The organism is Microvirga sp. HS2, from assembly GCF_055792805.1.
In genome coordinates this window covers 19318-33704 of record NZ_JBVVAJ010000005.1, presented here as the reverse complement: position 1 = coordinate 33704, position 14387 = coordinate 19318, and the positions used below count along the sequence as shown (strand labels likewise).

Annotated in this window: 13 protein-coding genes; 9 read left to right on the top strand and 4 right to left on the bottom strand. The window is 65.1% G+C overall.

From position 1 onward, the window contains the following. Positions 1-47: 47 nt before the first annotated feature. Entirely contained in the window at positions 48-614 is a 567-nt protein-coding gene (locus tag ACS5Q0_RS06320; RefSeq protein WP_473125764.1) for a methylated-DNA--[protein]-cysteine S-methyltransferase, read from the bottom strand. A 246-nt stretch (positions 615-860) separates the two neighbouring features. Between ACS5Q0_RS06320 and ACS5Q0_RS06315 the strand changes: the two genes are divergently transcribed. The 3 genes from ACS5Q0_RS06315 (at position 861) to ACS5Q0_RS06305 (ending at position 5634) form a co-directional block, all read left to right on the top strand. Beyond that, positions 861-2525 carry an electron transfer flavoprotein-ubiquinone oxidoreductase gene (locus ACS5Q0_RS06315; protein ID WP_473125763.1) on the top strand — a complete coding sequence of 555 codons (1665 nt, stop codon included), beginning with the start codon at positions 861-863 and terminating at the stop codon, positions 2523-2525. A 291-nt stretch (positions 2526-2816) separates the two neighbouring features. Continuing rightward, positions 2817-4607 (top strand): tetratricopeptide repeat protein, encoded by a 1791-nt coding sequence (locus ACS5Q0_RS06310; protein ID WP_473125762.1) that lies wholly within the window; start codon positions 2817-2819, stop codon positions 4605-4607. 154 nt (positions 4608-4761) lie between these two features. Beyond that, positions 4762-5634, top strand: coding sequence for a 4-(cytidine 5'-diphospho)-2-C-methyl-D-erythritol kinase (locus ACS5Q0_RS06305; RefSeq protein WP_473125761.1), 873 nt, complete (start codon positions 4762-4764; stop codon positions 5632-5634). Positions 5635-5709: 75 nt separating this feature from the next. Here ACS5Q0_RS06305 and ACS5Q0_RS06300 read toward each other — a convergent pair whose 3' ends face one another. Further along, a complete protein-coding gene (locus ACS5Q0_RS06300) occupies positions 5710-6519 on the bottom strand; it encodes a MetQ/NlpA family ABC transporter substrate-binding protein (protein WP_473125760.1) in 810 nt (269 codons plus the stop codon). Between the two features lie 356 nt (positions 6520-6875). Further along, a complete protein-coding gene (locus ACS5Q0_RS06295) occupies positions 6876-7895 on the bottom strand; it encodes a polyprenyl synthetase family protein (RefSeq protein ID WP_473125759.1) in 1020 nt (339 codons plus the stop codon). Between the two features lie 112 nt (positions 7896-8007). Between ACS5Q0_RS06295 and ACS5Q0_RS06290 the strand changes: the two genes are divergently transcribed. Both ACS5Q0_RS06290 and ACS5Q0_RS06285 read left to right on the top strand, forming a co-directional pair. Then, on the top strand, positions 8008-8232 hold the full coding sequence (locus ACS5Q0_RS06290) for a putative signal transducing protein (RefSeq protein ID WP_473125758.1): 225 nt from the start codon (positions 8008-8010) through the stop codon (positions 8230-8232). Positions 8233-8236: 4 nt separating this feature from the next. After that, a complete protein-coding gene (locus tag ACS5Q0_RS06285; protein WP_473125757.1) occupies positions 8237-8977 on the top strand; it encodes a tRNA1(Val) (adenine(37)-N6)-methyltransferase in 741 nt (246 codons plus the stop codon). Positions 8978-9009: 32 nt separating this feature from the next. On the opposite strand, the gene ACS5Q0_RS06280 is transcribed toward ACS5Q0_RS06285, so the two are convergent. Further along, a complete protein-coding gene (locus tag ACS5Q0_RS06280) occupies positions 9010-9333 on the bottom strand; it encodes a hypothetical protein (RefSeq protein WP_473125756.1) in 324 nt (107 codons plus the stop codon). Positions 9334-9495: 162 nt separating this feature from the next. Here ACS5Q0_RS06280 and ACS5Q0_RS06275 point away from each other — a divergent pair, with 162 nt between their 5' ends. From ACS5Q0_RS06275 to glyS, 4 genes are all read left to right on the top strand, one after another. Next, entirely contained in the window at positions 9496-10380 is an 885-nt protein-coding gene (locus tag ACS5Q0_RS06275) for a S49 family peptidase (protein ID WP_473125755.1), read from the top strand. A 223-nt stretch (positions 10381-10603) separates the two neighbouring features. Then, a complete protein-coding gene (locus ACS5Q0_RS06270) occupies positions 10604-11545 on the top strand; it encodes a glycine--tRNA ligase subunit alpha (RefSeq protein WP_473125754.1) in 942 nt (313 codons plus the stop codon). 134 nt (positions 11546-11679) lie between these two features. Next, entirely contained in the window at positions 11680-12045 is a 366-nt protein-coding gene (locus ACS5Q0_RS06265; protein ID WP_473125753.1) for an endonuclease domain-containing protein, read from the top strand. 15 nt (positions 12046-12060) lie between these two features. After that, positions 12061-14316 (top strand): glycine--tRNA ligase subunit beta, encoded by a 2256-nt coding sequence (glyS, locus tag ACS5Q0_RS06260; RefSeq protein ID WP_473125752.1) that lies wholly within the window; start codon positions 12061-12063, stop codon positions 14314-14316. Positions 14317-14387 lie beyond the last annotated feature (71 nt).

Here is a 14387-nt window from a genome sequence, read left to right as displayed (position 1 = left end):
CAGGAACTCCTGAGCCATCATCAACTTTGGGGAGGCCGAACCCGCGCTCAGGAGATCAGGTCGAACAGCGTCGGGCTCTCATCCCGCCGAGCCCCCTCGATGGCGAGCAGCCGGCGCTTCGTCATGCCGCCCCCATTGGCTGAAAATCCGCCGAGCTTGCCGCCTGCGGCGACGACCCGGTGGCAGGGCACGATGATGGCGAACGGGTTTTTCCCGAGCGCCTGGCCGATGAGCCGGGCGTTGTCGATTCCGAGCCGGGACGCAATCTCACCATAGGTCAGGACCCGGCCGGGCGGGATGGCGCGGGCGACGCCGTAGACACGCCTGTGAAGGTCCGGCACGCCATCCATGTCCAGAGGCACGGCGGACAGATCGCGCGGCTCGCCCTTCAGCAGGGCGAACACATCCGCGATGACCGCCTGGATGGCGGGCGGGGGAGGGGCTTCGGAGATGCCCGGAAAACGCTTGGCGAGGCGGCCGCGCGTTCTGGACGCGTCGTCCTCCGGCAACTGCACGCCGACGATGCCGCGGCCGTTCCAGGCGAGGCCGCACAGGCCGATGGGCGTGTCGAAGAGCGTGTAAGATGCTTTTCGCTCGGAGGGGTGATCCTGCATGCGCCTATTCTAAGCGCTCCGAAGGAGGCGGACAACTTCGGGATCCGTCCGGTTTTCATGGCCGTCGAGACGAGCGGGCATGATCGGATTTCGGCATAACCTTATACTGAAAGGGAACTTTCAGGGTCGGGACAATGAAGTTAGGAACAGTCCTCAGCAAAGACAGGACTTGAGAAGCCGAGCGGATTGTTCATATGCAAACCGTCTGAAGCGCCCGGCTTTGAAGTCGCGTATTGGAGAACACTCATGTCCGATCTGCCCGCCCGTGAATCCATGGAGTTCGACGTCGTCGTCGTCGGCGCCGGCCCTGCTGGTCTGGCGACGGCGATCCGGCTCAAGCAGCAGGCGGCGGAACAGGGCGCGGATCTCTCCGTCGTGGTGGTGGAGAAGGGTTCCGAGGTCGGCGCCCACATCCTCTCCGGCGCGGTGATCGATCCGATCGGTCTCGACGCCCTCGTGCCGGACTGGCGCACCGACCCGGACCGTCCCCTGAAGACGGAAGTGACGGCGGACGAGTTCATGTATCTGGGCCATGCGGGCGGCGTGAGGCTGCCCAACGTGTTCATGCCCAAGCTCATGAACAACCACGGCAACTTCGTCGGCTCGCTCGGCAACGTCGCCCGTTATCTCGGCCGCAAGGCGGAGGAGCTGGGCGTCGAGATCTATCCGGGCTTTCCCGCGTCCGAGGTGCTGGTCGAGGACGGCAAGGTGGTGGGCGTCGCCACGGGCGACATGGGCATCAGCCGCAACGGCGAGCCCAACGCCAACTTCACCCGTGGCATGGAGCTGCGCGCCAAGTACACGATCTTCGGGGAGGGTGCGCGCGGTTCGCTCACCAAGCAGATGGTCGAGCGTTTTGGCTTGAATGCGGGCCGTGACCATCAGAAGTACGGCATCGGCATCAAGGAACTCTGGCAGGTGAAGCCGGAGAAGTTCCAGGCAGGTCTGGTGCGCCATTCCATGGGCTGGCCTCTCCCGAACAATGCGGGCGGCGGCTCCTGGCTCTACCATTTCGACGACAATCTCGTGTCGGTCGGCTTCGTGGTGCACCTCAACTACAAGAACCCGACCCTGTCGCCCTTCGACGAGTTCCAGCGCTTCAAGACCCATCCGATGGTGCGCGACGTGTTCGAGGGCGCCAAGCGCATCGGCTACGGGGCGCGCGCCATCATGGAGGGCGGCTGGCAATCCGTGCCGCGCCTTTCCTTCCCGGGCGGCTGCCTCGTGGGCGACTCGGCGGGCTTCGTGAACGTGCCGCGCATCAAGGGCAGCCACAACGCGATCCTGTCCGGCATGCTCTGCGCAGACCACGTCCTTGCGGCGCTGCAGGCGGGCCGGGCGAACGACGAGGTCGCGTCCTACGAGGACGCCTGGCGCTCCTCGCCGATCGGCTACGACCTGAAGCGCGTGCGCAACGTGAAGCCGCTCTGGTCGAAATACGGCACGGCGGCGGGCGTGGCGCTCGGCGGCCTCGACATGTGGTTGACGGAGCTGTTCGGCTGGTCGCCCTTCGGCACGATGAAGCACGGCAAGCCGGACCACGAGTGCCTGCTGCCGCTCTCCCAGGTGACGCCGATCCAATACGAAAAGCCCGACGGCGTGCTCACCTTCGACAAGCTGTCGTCGGTGTTCTTGTCCAACACCAATCACGAGGAGGATCAGCCGGTCCATCTCAAGGTGAAGGACATGGGCCTGCAGAAGGCCTCCGAGCACGACGTCTATGGCGGCCCGTCGCAGCGCTACTGCCCGGCCGGCGTCTACGAGTGGGTGGAAGGCGAGGGCGGCGTTCGCTTCCAGATCAACGCGCAGAACTGCGTCCACTGCAAGACCTGCGACATCAAGGATCCGAACCAGAACATCGTCTGGACCACTCCCGAAGGCGGCGGTGGGCCGAACTACGTGAACATGTGACTTTGCCGGGTCTTCCGTCCGCAAGAAGCCTTCATGACCGTCATCCCCGGGCTTGTCCCGGGGATCCACGTCTTCTTTGGCGCTGTGGCTTCAAGACGTGGATGGCCGGGACAAGCCCGGCCATGACGGGGGAAGGGCCGTGACGAAATCCTCCTCACGAGGCTTTTACGGCCCCAGCGGCAATCTCCCCCCTTGCCGCAACAGGTGGGAAACGCCATTCTCCGGCCTGATTTGGCGCACATCTCCTTCCTTCCTTGCCCCGAGATGTCGCGATGATTGGAGCCGCGCTTCGTGCCCACGTTCAAATTGCCTTTGACCCGCAAGGGTTTACCCGCTCTCGTTCTGGTGGCAGCCGGCCTTCTGGCCTCGCCCGCCTCGGCGGTCAACACGGACCCGAATGATGCTCTGACTCCCGCCCAGAGCCTGGAGGGCAACTTCCTCTCGGCCTATGTGGCCGGTTCCGCTCGCGATACGGAAGCCGCCGCCCTTTATTTCCGCGAGGCCATCCAGGGCGACCCTAGCAATCAGGAGCTTCTGGAGCGCGGCTTCGTGGCGTTCCTCGGCAACGGCTCCATGCAGGAGGCCTACCGGGCGGCCGAGCGCCTCTCCAAGCGCGATTCGACCAACAACCTCGCTCAGTTCGCTCTCGCCGTCCGCTCGATGAAGGCGCAGAAATACGCCGATGCCCGCACCCGCCTCAGCAAGGGAATGCGCGGCCGTCAGGCGGATCTCACCGCAACGCTCCTGACCGCGTGGGCCTATGCCGGCGCCAAGGACGGCAAGCAGGCCCTGGCCACGGTCGACAAGCTCAAGAGCGAGCGCGCCTTCAACCAGTTCCGGGAATATCACGCGGCCCTGATCGCCGACGTGATCGGCAACACGAAGGAGGCCGAGAAGCGCTTCAAGGCCGCCTATGAGGGTGAGAAGAACACCTTGCAGGTGGTCGATGCCTATGGCCGCTTCCTGGCCAAGCAGGGCAAGAAGGACGAGGCGATCGCCGTCTACAAGGCTTTCGACGAGCTCGCCCCGCGTCATCCCATCGTCAAGGCGGCCCTGACGGCCCTGGATGAGGGCAAGCCCCTCACGCCGCTCGTCACGAATGCGCAGGACGGCGCGGCCGAGCTGCTCTACGGCCTCGGCGTGGTGGGCAACACCCAGGGCGACGAGCTGACCGCCATCATCTATCTCCAGCTCGGCCTGGACCTGAAGCCGGACCATGCGCTGGCTCTGATCACCCTCGGAGACGTCTACGAGCGCCTGAAGCAATACGAGCAGGCGAACGCCATGTTCGACCGCGTTCCGAAGGATGCGCCGGTCCGCACGAGCGCCGATATCGCCATCGGGCAGAACTATGAGCAGATGGGACGCGGCGAAGAGGCCATGGCCTATCTCGACAAGCTCATGAAGGAGCGCCCGGACGACGTCGAGGTGGTGATGGCGCTCGGCAACGTGCAGCGCTCGCGCAAGAAGTTCGCGGAGGCGGCCGAGACCTACGGCAAGGCCATCGAGCTCGTCGGGACGCCCCAGCGCGGCCACTGGATCCTCTTCTTCTACCGCGGCACGTCCTATGAGCGGGCGAAGCAGTGGGACAAGGCGGAAGCCGATCTCAAGAAGTCGCTGGAACTGGTTCCCGACAGCCTGCCCGCCGGCAAGGCGCAGGTGATGAACTATCTCGCTTATTCCTGGGTCGATCGGAACGAGAACATCGACGACGCCTTCAAGATGCTCACGAAGGCCGTGGAACTCGCCCCGCGCGACGGCATGATCATCGATTCCCTCGGCTGGGCCTATTACCGCCTCGGGCGCTACGAGGATGCGGTGCGGGAGCTGGAAAAGGCCGTCGAGCTCAAGGCTGGCGATCCCACGATCAACGACCACCTGGGCGACGCCTATTGGAAGGTCGGCCGCAAGATCGAGGCGAAGTTCCAGTGGGATCACGCGAAGGCGTCGAATCCCGAGCCGGAAGACCTCGTGAGAATTCTCAAGAAGATCGACAACGGCCTGGAGGACGATCCGAACCCCGCAGCGGCGGACAGCACGCCCGCTCCGGCGCCCGCTCCTGTGCCGCAGAGCGGCGGCTAGGCCCGATCCGCCTTTGTTTTCTTCGTCATGGCCGGGCTTGTTCCCGGCCATCTTCGTTTCTGGACCCTCGATACGCGGATACCCGGCGCAGGGCCGGGCATGACGGCGGAGGATCCTTCTTCCCATCCCTCGATCTCTGAGGCATGGAAAAGGCATGTCGCAGCCTCTCGCCACCCGCGCTCCCGCCAAGATCAACCTGACGCTCCACGTCCTGGGGCGGCGGCCGGACGGCTATCACGAGCTCGAAAGCCTCGTGGCCTTTGCGGAGGTGGGTGACGACCTTCGGCTCGTGCCGGGCCCGCATCTCTCCCTGCAGGTCAGCGGCCCGACGGCCGCATCGGCGGGCAACGATGCGGACAATCTCGTCCTGAAGGCTGCGCGCCTTCTGGCGGAGCGGGTGCAAAATCTCGAGTCTGGTGCTTTCCACCTGGTCAAGCGCCTGCCCGTCGCCGCGGGAATCGGCGGAGGATCATCCGACGCGGCGGCGGCTCTGAGATTGCTGGCGCAGCTCAACAATCTGCCCCTGTCGCATCCGGCCCTGCGCGAGGCGGCGCGGTTGACCGGCGCGGATGTGCCGGTCTGCCTCGATCCCCAGGCCCGCATGATGCGCGGGATCGGGGAGGCGCTCGGGCCCTGTCTGGCCTTGCCGCCGCTCTTCGTCTTGCTGGTCAATCCCCGCGTGCCCGTCGAGACGCCTGCCGTGTTCAAGGCGCTCGGATTGCAGCCGGGGCAATCCCTGGGCGGCGCACCGCATCCCGATGCGGAGACGGTTTCCGTTCATGCCCTGCTGGAGGATCTGAAGGCTGCGCGCAACGATCTCCAACCCGCCGCTCTCATGGTTCAGCCGGTGATCGGGGAGGCGCTTGAACGCGTCGCCCGGACCGAGGGCTGCCGTCTCGCGCGCATGTCCGGCTCGGGAGCGACCGTGTTCGGGCTTTATGAGACTGCCGGAAACGCTGCCGATGCAGCCCGTGTCCTCCTCGACGCCAAGCCGAACTGGTGGGTGGAGGCGACAAGGCTTCGGTAGAGACCGGCCGATGGCCGCTTCTTCGTCGTCATCCCCGGGCTCGACCCGGGGATGACGACGCTGGTGGTGAAGTTCTTACCAGGCCGGGATGATGGCGCCCTTGAAGCGCTCTTCCAGGAACTTGGCGACTTCCGGAGACTGGTAGGATTCCACGAAGGTCTTGATCTCCGGGCGGTTCTCGTCGCCCTGACGGGCCGCGATGAAGTTCGCGTAAGGATTGCCCTCGCGCTTCTCGACCGCGATCGTGTCCTTGCGGATGTCGAGACCGGCATTGAGCGCATGGTCGGTGTTGATCACCGCTGCGTCGAGATCGGGCAGGGCGCGGGGCAGCTGCGCCGCGTCGAGTTCGGAGAACTGGATGCTCTTCGGGTTCTCGGCGATGTCGAGCAGGCTCGGCGACAGGCCCTTGCCGTCCTTCAGCTTGATCAGACCCTCCTGGGCCAGAAGGTTCAGCGCGCGGCCGCCGTTGCTCGGGTCGTTCGGGATGCCGATCTTCGCGCCCTTCTTCAGATCGGCGACGGCCTTCACCTTGGACGAGTAGAGGCCGATCGGCTGCACGAAGGTGAAGCCCACGGGCACGATCTTGTAACCGCGCGCCGCGATCTGGGCGTCGAGATAGGGCTTGTGCTGGAAGGCGTTGGCGTCGAGATCCTTGCGCTCCAGCGCTTCGTTCACGAGCGCGTAGTCGGAGAAGGGAACGAGCTCGACATTCAGGCCCTTGCCGGCGGCGACCTTCTTGACGACCTGCGCCACCTCTTCCTCGGCCCCGGACATGACGCCGACCTTGATGCTCTTCTGCTGGGCGGCGGCGGGCAGCGCCACGGCCATAGCGGCCCCGAGGGCGAAGGTCGCGGAGAGGAGAGTGCGACGGGTGAAGACGGACATGGGAACACCTTTCAGGCAAGATCTGTCGGGGCTTCAACACGAAGCCGGACATGTGGTTCGGGGAAGGTGAAGGACGATCAGGGCGCGAAGCGACAACACCGCTCGGCGTGAGAATGCCGATGGGTCGGTCTCAGTGCCGGCGTGAATGTTGGGCGCGTCATGGCCAATCGTCCCTCATGAACCACGAGGCGGAAGCCGCTCGTGGCGCTTTAGCCTTTGATGACGCGGGGCAAGCTGCTCGTCTCAAATCACCGCGGTCCTGAAGCGGCGCAGCCGCCTCAGGACAGGGACGTTTGTATATCGGCCGATTTTTATGTCAATCAGATTGTTCTGTAAAAAGAACAATCCTGCCATGCTCAGTGGGCTCGGGCGATGCAGAAATCGACGGCTTCCAGGAGGGCCTGCTTCATCGGGCTCGACGGGAAGAGGGCGAGGGCGTCCCGCGCCATGGAGCCGTAATGGCGGGCGCGCTCGATGGTGTCCTCCAGCGCCTTGTGGCGGCGCATGATCGCGACGGCCTGTTCCAGGTCGCCATCCTCGATGGTGCTCTGTTCGAGCACGCGCTTCCAGAAGGCGCGCTCCTCGGCCGAGCCGCGGCGGAAGGACAGGACGACCGGAAGCGTGATCTTACCTTCGCGGAAATCGTCGCCGACGTTCTTGCCCAGCGTCGCAGCCTTGCCGCCGTAATCGAGCGCGTCGTCCACGAGCTGGAAGGCGATGCCGAGATTCATGCCGTAGGAGCGGCAGGCGGCCTGCTCCGCCTTGGGGCGGTTGGCGATCACGGGGCCGACCTCGCAGGCGGCGGCGAAGAGCTCCGCCGTCTTGCCGCGGATCACGGCGAGGTATTCGTCCTCCGTCGTCTCGGTGTTCTTGGCGGCGGCGAGCTGCATGACCTCGCCCTCCGCGATCACGGTGGCGGCGGCGGAGAGAATGTCGAGGGCGCGCAGCGAGCCCACTTCCACCATCATGCGGAAGGCCTGGCCGAGCAGGAAGTCGCCCACGAGCACGCTCGCCTCGTTGCCCCATTTGATGCGGGCGGCGATCTTGCCCCGGCGCATGTCGCTCTCGTCCACCACGTCGTCGTGGAGAAGGGTGGCCGTGTGCATGAACTCGACGGCCGCCGCGAGCTTCACATGCCCGTCGCCCTCGTAGCCGGTCAGGCCGGCGGTCGCGAGGGTGAGCATGGGGCGCAGGCGCTTGCCGCCGGAGGAGATAAGGTGATTGGCCACCTCCGGGATCATGGTGACCTCGGATCCCGTGCGCGACAGGATCATCGCATTGACCCGCTGCATGTCGGCGGCCACAAGGGAGACGAGCTTCTCGATGCCCGCATTCTTTTCAGGATGCTTATCTTCGAAAGGAACAACGACGCCCACGTCTCAATCCCGGGTTGCCGGCCGGCTTGGCCGGTAGGAATATCATTCACGGTGGCATGGCACTTTCCATGCTGCAATGCAAACATCTGCCGCAGAGGAAAGTTGTCAGCCGATGGTCGAAATCGTCCGCACCAACGATCTCGTTCTGGTTGGCTTCCTACAATCCTTATTGGAGAACGCCAATATCCCCGTTCTTGTGGCCGACATGCACATGAGCGCGCTGGAAGGGATGATCGGCGCGTTTCCCAGACGGCTCCTGGTGCCCGATGACGATGCGGATCAGGCCCGCCGGCTGATCCGCGACGCGGGTCTCGAAGGCGAGCTGCGCCAAGGCTAGGTCCATGAGTGAGTTCACGAAAGATTGTCTGCTCGGCGGCAAGGTGTCCCTGATGCAGCCCGCCAAGGGGCATCGCGCCGGAACCGATGCCGTGCTGCTGGCTGCGTCCGCTCCCGCAAAAGCTGGGGACAGGGTGGTCGACGTGGGCGCGTCCACCGGGGCCGTGGGCCTGATGGTGGCAGCCCGCGAGAGCGAGGTGCGCCTCGCTTTCGTGGAGCGGGATGCCGCCCTTGCCGAGCTATGCCGCTCGAATTGCCGGGAAAACGGGATCGAGGCCGAGGTGATCGTCACGGACGTTCTCGACAAGGCCGCCCGCCGCGCGGCGGGCCTGCATCCCGAAACGGCCGACCTGGTTCTGACCAATCCGCCTTTTCTCGAGGAGGGGCACGCGCGAATCTCTCCGGACGAGGGGAGGGCGGCCGCCCATGCGTTGCCTGCGGGAGGGCTGGAGACCTGGATGAAGGCGTGCCTCGGGCTGCTCAGGCCCAAGGGCCGCTTCATCCTGATTCACCGGGCCGACCGGCTGGCCGAGTGCCTGGATGGCCTGAACGGTCCGTTGGGGGAGCTGACGCTGCGCTTCGTGCATCCGAGCGCCGGGAAGCCTGCGATTCGCGTCCTCATCGCGGGCACGAAGGGGAGCCGGGCGCCCCTGACGATCCTGCCGCCTGTCATCCTCAATGGACCCGACGGGCGCTTCACGCCTCATGCCCTGGCCTTGCACATGGGAGAGGCCGACCTCCTGTGAAAAAAGGGCGCCGGAGGGCGCCCTTCTCGAGATTACCAGCGATAGCCGGGCCTGCGGACTGTGCGGCACACCTCGACACCCCGGCGAACCCACCGGTAGCCGTTCCAGACCCGCCGGGGCTCGACCCAGCAGCGGCGAACGGTCCGAACCGGACGATAGACCGGCGCGGGGCGATAGCCGTAACGATAGCCGCGATAATGCGGGCGGCCGTATTCGTGACGCACCACGACGGGGCCCGCGCGGTAGCCGTAGCCATAGCCGTGGCCGTAATAGGGCTGGGCCTCAGCCTGCGGGGCGGCCAGGCCGGCCACGCCAAGGGTGGCAAATCCCAGAAGACCGAAAAGTAGCTTGCGCATATCATTCTCTCCTTCGCCGTTTTGGGCTCGCGTCCAGAGCGGCCGGTGGGTGAATCTCCGTAATGCCCCGTTTCTAAGGAGATTTAACTGAACGAAGGCCGAAGGTTTCCCTAACGAGATGTTCATCTTGGGAAGCTCTGCTTCATGCACTACATGTGAGCCATGGCTCAGACATCTCTCTCCTCCATGCTTCCTGCCCGTCTCCAGTTCCTTCTGCCGAGCCGATTCCGCAGCTATCGCGACCCCGTCGTGCCGGTTCTTCGCCTGTCGGGCGCGATCGGGGCCGTTATGCCGTTCCGCTCGGGTCTGGCCATGTCGAACGTGGCGCAGATGCTGGAGCGGGCGTTTTCCGTTCCGGGCGCGAAGGCCGTGGCCATCGTCATCAATTCGCCCGGCGGGTCGGCCGCCCAGTCGCACCTGATCTTCAAGCGAATCCGCAGCCTGGCGGACGAAAAGAAGATCCCGGTTCTCGCCTTCGTGGAGGATGCGGCAGCCTCCGGCGGCTACATGATCGCCTGCGCGGCGGACGAGATTTTCGCGGACCCCGCCTCCATCGTGGGCTCCATCGGCGTGGTGTCGGCGGGCTTCGGCTTCCAGGAGCTTATCGCCCGCCTCGGTGTGGAGCGACGCGTGCATACGGCCGGCGAGAACAAGGCGATGCTGGACCCGTTCAGGCCGGAGAATCCGGAGGACGTGGCCCGTCTCAAGGGCCTTCAACGCAAGATTCACGAGGTTTTCGTGGAGCTTGTCCGCACCCGCCGGGGCGAGAAGCTCAACGATTCCTACGAGGATCTCTTCTCCGGCGCCTTCTGGGTGGGGGCGGAGGCTCTGGACCTTGGCCTCATCGACGGCCTCGGCGATATCCGCACCATCCTGCGCGAGCGCTTCGGAGAAGAGGTACAGCTACGCATGATCGAGCCGGCCCGTCCCCCTTTGCTGGGGCGCCTTTTCGGACGCCGTTCGGTGACCGGGGGAGGTCTGATCGATCCCGGCGAGATCGTCGGGGCCCTGGAGGAGCGGGCGGCCTGGGCGCGGCTGGGATTGTAAGGATTGCGCTGCCTCCAACTCTCACCCGTCATCCCCGGGCTTGTCCCGGGGATCCACGTCTTAGCGGCGCTGCCGTTCCCAAGACGTGGATGGCCGGATCAAGTCCGGCCTTGACGGGAAGGGGGGCCGGGACGCGCCATGGCGGCAAGCGCACCCCGCGCTTGACTTCGAGACTCCATCATCCCAAGGGTTCGCCAGACATTTTCAAGACCGGACGCCATTGATGACGAGCGAACCTGCGCACATGAATCCCGCGCGCTCTTTCCAGGGCCTGATCCTCACGCTCCAGCGCTACTGGGCCGAGCAGGGCTGCGTCATTCTCCAGCCCTACGACATGGAAGTCGGCGCAGGCACCTTCCACCCGGCCACGACCCTGCGGGCCTTGGGCCCCAAGCCCTGGCGCGCGGCCTATGTGCAGCCCTCCCGCCGCCCGAAGGACGGGCGCTACGGCGAGAACCCGAACCGCCTTCAGCATTACTACCAGTTTCAGGTGATCCTGAAGCCGAATCCGTCGAACCTGCAGGACCTCTATCTCGGCTCCCTGAAGGCGATCGGCATCGATACGGCGGTCCACGATGTCCGGTTCGTCGAGGACGATTGGGAGAGCCCGACGCTCGGCGCCTGGGGACTCGGCTGGGAATGCTGGTGCGACGGCATGGAAGTGTCCCAGTTTACCTACTTTCAGCAGGTGGCGGGCTTCGAGTGCTCGCCGGTCGCCGGTGAGCTGACCTACGGCCTCGAGCGCCTCGCCATGTACCTGCAGGGCGTGGAGTCCATCTACGACCTCAATTTCAACGGCCTCGAAGGCGACCGGAAGGTCACCTACGGCGACGTGTTCCTGCAGGCCGAGCAGGAATATTCGCGCCACAACTTCGAATATGCCGACACGGAGATGCTGTTCCGCCACTTCCGCGACGCGGAAGCCGCCTGCCGCAAGTATCTCGAAGCGGGCGAGCCCAAGGAGGGCTCCAACGACAGCCGCCATCTCATGGCGCTGCCGGCTTACGACCAGTGCATCAAGGCGAGCCACATGTTCAACCTGCTCGACGCGCGGGGCGTGATCTCGGTCACCGAGCGCCAGAGCTACATCCTGCGCGTCCGCGAACTGGCGAAGGCCTGCGGCGCGGCATGGCTGAAGACCGAGGGCGGGGGCGTGGCCGCGTGAATCACCACCGTGTTCCCTCCCCCTTGTGGGGAGGGCTAGGGTGGGGGTGCCGGCTCCCCAACACTAAGCTCCAGGCTCCCATGCCCCGAACGACAAAAGCAGGAACACTTCGCTCCAGGGGCCTCCGCCGGCGGATGACGGATGCCGAGAAGCGTCTCTGGTGGCATCTGGAGCGCATTCCGCTCGCCGATACGCATTTCCGCAAGCAGGCTCCCATCGGCCCATACGTGGCGGACTTCGTCTGTCATGGAGCCAAGCTGATCCTGGAAATCGATGGAAGCCAGCACGGCTTCGAAGCCGGTCTCCAGGCCGATGCGGCACGAAGCGCCTGGCTGACGACGCAAGGCTACAGAGTTCTTCGATTCTGGAACCATGAAGTGATGAATCAGATCGATGTCGTGCTCGACACGATCTATGCGGCTCTTTACACCGCAGCTTCGAACGGCGCTGGCGCCGACACCCCCACCCCTAACCCCTCCCCACAAGGGGGAGGGGAATAGAGCGGCGAACCGATTATGCCCGATCTTCTCCTTGAACTCTTTTCCGAAGAAATCCCCGCCCGCATGCAGCGCCGCGCGGCGGAGGATCTGAAGAAGCTCGTCACCGATGCGCTGGTGGAGCGCGGCTTCCTCTACGAGGGGGCACAGGCCTTCTCCACACCGCGCCGCCTCGCGCTCACCATCATGGGCCTGCCCGTGAAGGGGCAGGACGTGCGCGAGGAGCGCAAAGGTCCGCGCGTGGGCTCGCCCGATGCGGCGATCCAGGGCTTCCTGAAAGGCGCGGGGCTCTCCTCCATCGATCAGGCGAAGATCGAGAGCGATCCGAAGAAGGGCGAATTCTATGTCGCCATCATCGAGAAGCCCGGCCGCGCGACCACGGACGTGCTGGCTGAGATCCTGCCGCAGATCGTCAAGACATTCCCCTGGCCCAAATCGATGCGCTGGGGGGCGGCGTCCGCCGAGCCCGGCTCGCTTCGCTGGGTGCGTCCCCTGCAATCGATCCTCTGCACCTTCGGCCCCGAAACGGAGGATCCGGAAATCGTGCGCTTCGAGGTGGACGGCATCGTCTCGAGCGACGTCACCCACGGGCACCGCTTCCTCGCGCCGGGCGAGATCCGCGTGAAGCGCTTCGACGATTACGTGCCCGCGCTGGAGCGCGCGAAGGTGGTGCTCGACGCGGATCGCCGCAAGGACATGATCCTGCACGACGCCAAGGATCTCGCTTTCGCGCAGGGCCTCGAACTCGTCGAGGACGAAGGCCTGCTGGAGGAGGTCTCCGGACTCGTGGAATGGCCGGTGGTGCTCATGGGCTCGTTCGACGAAGCCTTCCTCGACATTCCGCCCGAGGTGATCCGCACCACCATCCGCGCGAACCAGAAATGCTTCGTGCTGCGCGATCCTGCGACCGGTAAGCTCGCGAACAAGTTCATCCTCGTCTCCAACCTCCTCGCGACGGATGGCGGCAGGACGATCGTCGGCGGCAACGAGCGCGTGGTGCGCGCCCGCCTCTCCGACGCCAAGTTCTTCTGGGAGACGGACCAGAAGGTGAAGCTGGAAGACCGGCTGGAGAAGCTGAAGGCCATCGTCTTCCACGAAAAGCTCGGCACCCAATACGAGCGCGTGGAGCGCATCGCGGCGCTCAGCAGGGAGCTTGCTCCTATCGTCGGCGCCGATCCCGCTCTCGCCGAGCGCGCCGCGCGTCTCGCCAAGGCCGATCTCGTGACCGAGATGGTCGGCGAGTTCCCCGAGCTGCAGGGCCTCATGGGTCGCTACTACGCGACCCTGCAAGGCGAGAATCCGTCCGTCGCCGCCGCCATCGAAGAGCACTACAAGCCTCTCGGCCCCTCCGACCGGGTGCCGACCGATCCGGTGTCGGTTGCCGTGGCTCTCGCGGACAAGATCGACACGCTCGTGGGCTTCTGGGCCATCGACGAGAAGCCGACCGGATCGAAGGATCCCTATGCGCTGCGTCGCGCGGCGCTGGGCGTGATCAGGCTGGTGCTCGAGAACAACATCAAGCTGCCTCTCATCTCCCTATTCGCGAAGCCGTTCGCACGGGATGCCAAGGACGTTCTCTTCGAGGAGTTCCTCCAGGCGAGGAAGCTCGTCGAGGCCATCGAGGACAGCGCTTTCGCCTCGCTCGTCTCGCATCCTGCGCTGCCGGATCTCGAATCGATCTTCCGCCAGAGGCAGCTGGGGAACGCGGAGAGCCTGGCGCGCATCATGTATATGCGCTCGCTCGACCTCCTCTCCTTCTTCGCCGACCGCCTGAAGGTCTATCTGCGCGATCAGGGCGCGCGTCACGATCTCATCGACGCCGTGTTCGCGCTCGAAGGCCAGGACGACCTTCTCATGATCGTGCGCCGCGTCGAGGCGCTCGGCCGCTTCCTCGACACGGAGGACGGCGCGAATCTCCTTGCTGGCTATCGCCGCGCGGCGAACATCCTGCGCATCGAGGAGAAGAAGGACGGACGCGCCTATGACGAGGCGCCCGATCTCCAGATCGTGAACGATTACGGTCAGATCGAGGAGAAGGCGCTCGCCGTCGTTCTCCACGGCGCGAAGGAAGAGGCGACGAAAGCCGTCGAATCAGAGGATTTCGAGGGCGCGATGCGGGCCCTGTCCCGCCTGCGCCAGCCGGTCGACGCCTTTTTCGACAAGGTGACGGTGAATGCGGAGGATCAGGCTCTTCGCGCCAATCGCCTGCGTCTCCTCAACAGCATCCGCGAGGCGACGCGCACTGTGGCCGACTTCTCCCGGATCGAAGGGTAACAGAGTTAAATTCCCGTCGAGGTGTTGCAGGAGGGGCACAGCCAAATGCCCCTCCCGGCTCTAGGTAGTCC

What these genes read in the sequence shown, in the direction of transcription:
- ACS5Q0_RS06315 (WP_473125763.1), top strand. Translation starts at nt 861, where the DNA reads ATGTCCGATCTGCCCGCCCGTGAATCCATGGAGTTCGACGTCGTCGTC.
- ACS5Q0_RS06280 (WP_473125756.1), bottom strand. Translation starts at nt 9,333, where the DNA reads ATGCGCAAGCTACTTTTCGGTCTTCTGGGATTTGCCACCCTTGGCGTG.
- ACS5Q0_RS06320 (WP_473125764.1), bottom strand. Translation starts at nt 614, where the DNA reads ATGCAGGATCACCCCTCCGAGCGAAAAGCATCTTACACGCTCTTCGAC.
- ACS5Q0_RS06290 (WP_473125758.1), top strand. Translation starts at nt 8,008, where the DNA reads ATGGTCGAAATCGTCCGCACCAACGATCTCGTTCTGGTTGGCTTCCTA.
- ACS5Q0_RS06305 (WP_473125761.1), top strand. Translation starts at nt 4,762, where the DNA reads ATGTCGCAGCCTCTCGCCACCCGCGCTCCCGCCAAGATCAACCTGACG.
- ACS5Q0_RS06265 (WP_473125753.1), top strand. Translation starts at nt 11,680, where the DNA reads ATGACGGATGCCGAGAAGCGTCTCTGGTGGCATCTGGAGCGCATTCCG.
- ACS5Q0_RS06300 (WP_473125760.1), bottom strand. Translation starts at nt 6,519, where the DNA reads ATGTCCGTCTTCACCCGTCGCACTCTCCTCTCCGCGACCTTCGCCCTC.
- ACS5Q0_RS06270 (WP_473125754.1), top strand. Translation starts at nt 10,604, where the DNA reads ATGACGAGCGAACCTGCGCACATGAATCCCGCGCGCTCTTTCCAGGGC.
- ACS5Q0_RS06285 (WP_473125757.1), top strand. Translation starts at nt 8,237, where the DNA reads ATGAGTGAGTTCACGAAAGATTGTCTGCTCGGCGGCAAGGTGTCCCTG.
- glyS (WP_473125752.1), top strand. Translation starts at nt 12,061, where the DNA reads ATGCCCGATCTTCTCCTTGAACTCTTTTCCGAAGAAATCCCCGCCCGC.
- ACS5Q0_RS06275 (WP_473125755.1), top strand. Translation starts at nt 9,496, where the DNA reads ATGGCTCAGACATCTCTCTCCTCCATGCTTCCTGCCCGTCTCCAGTTC.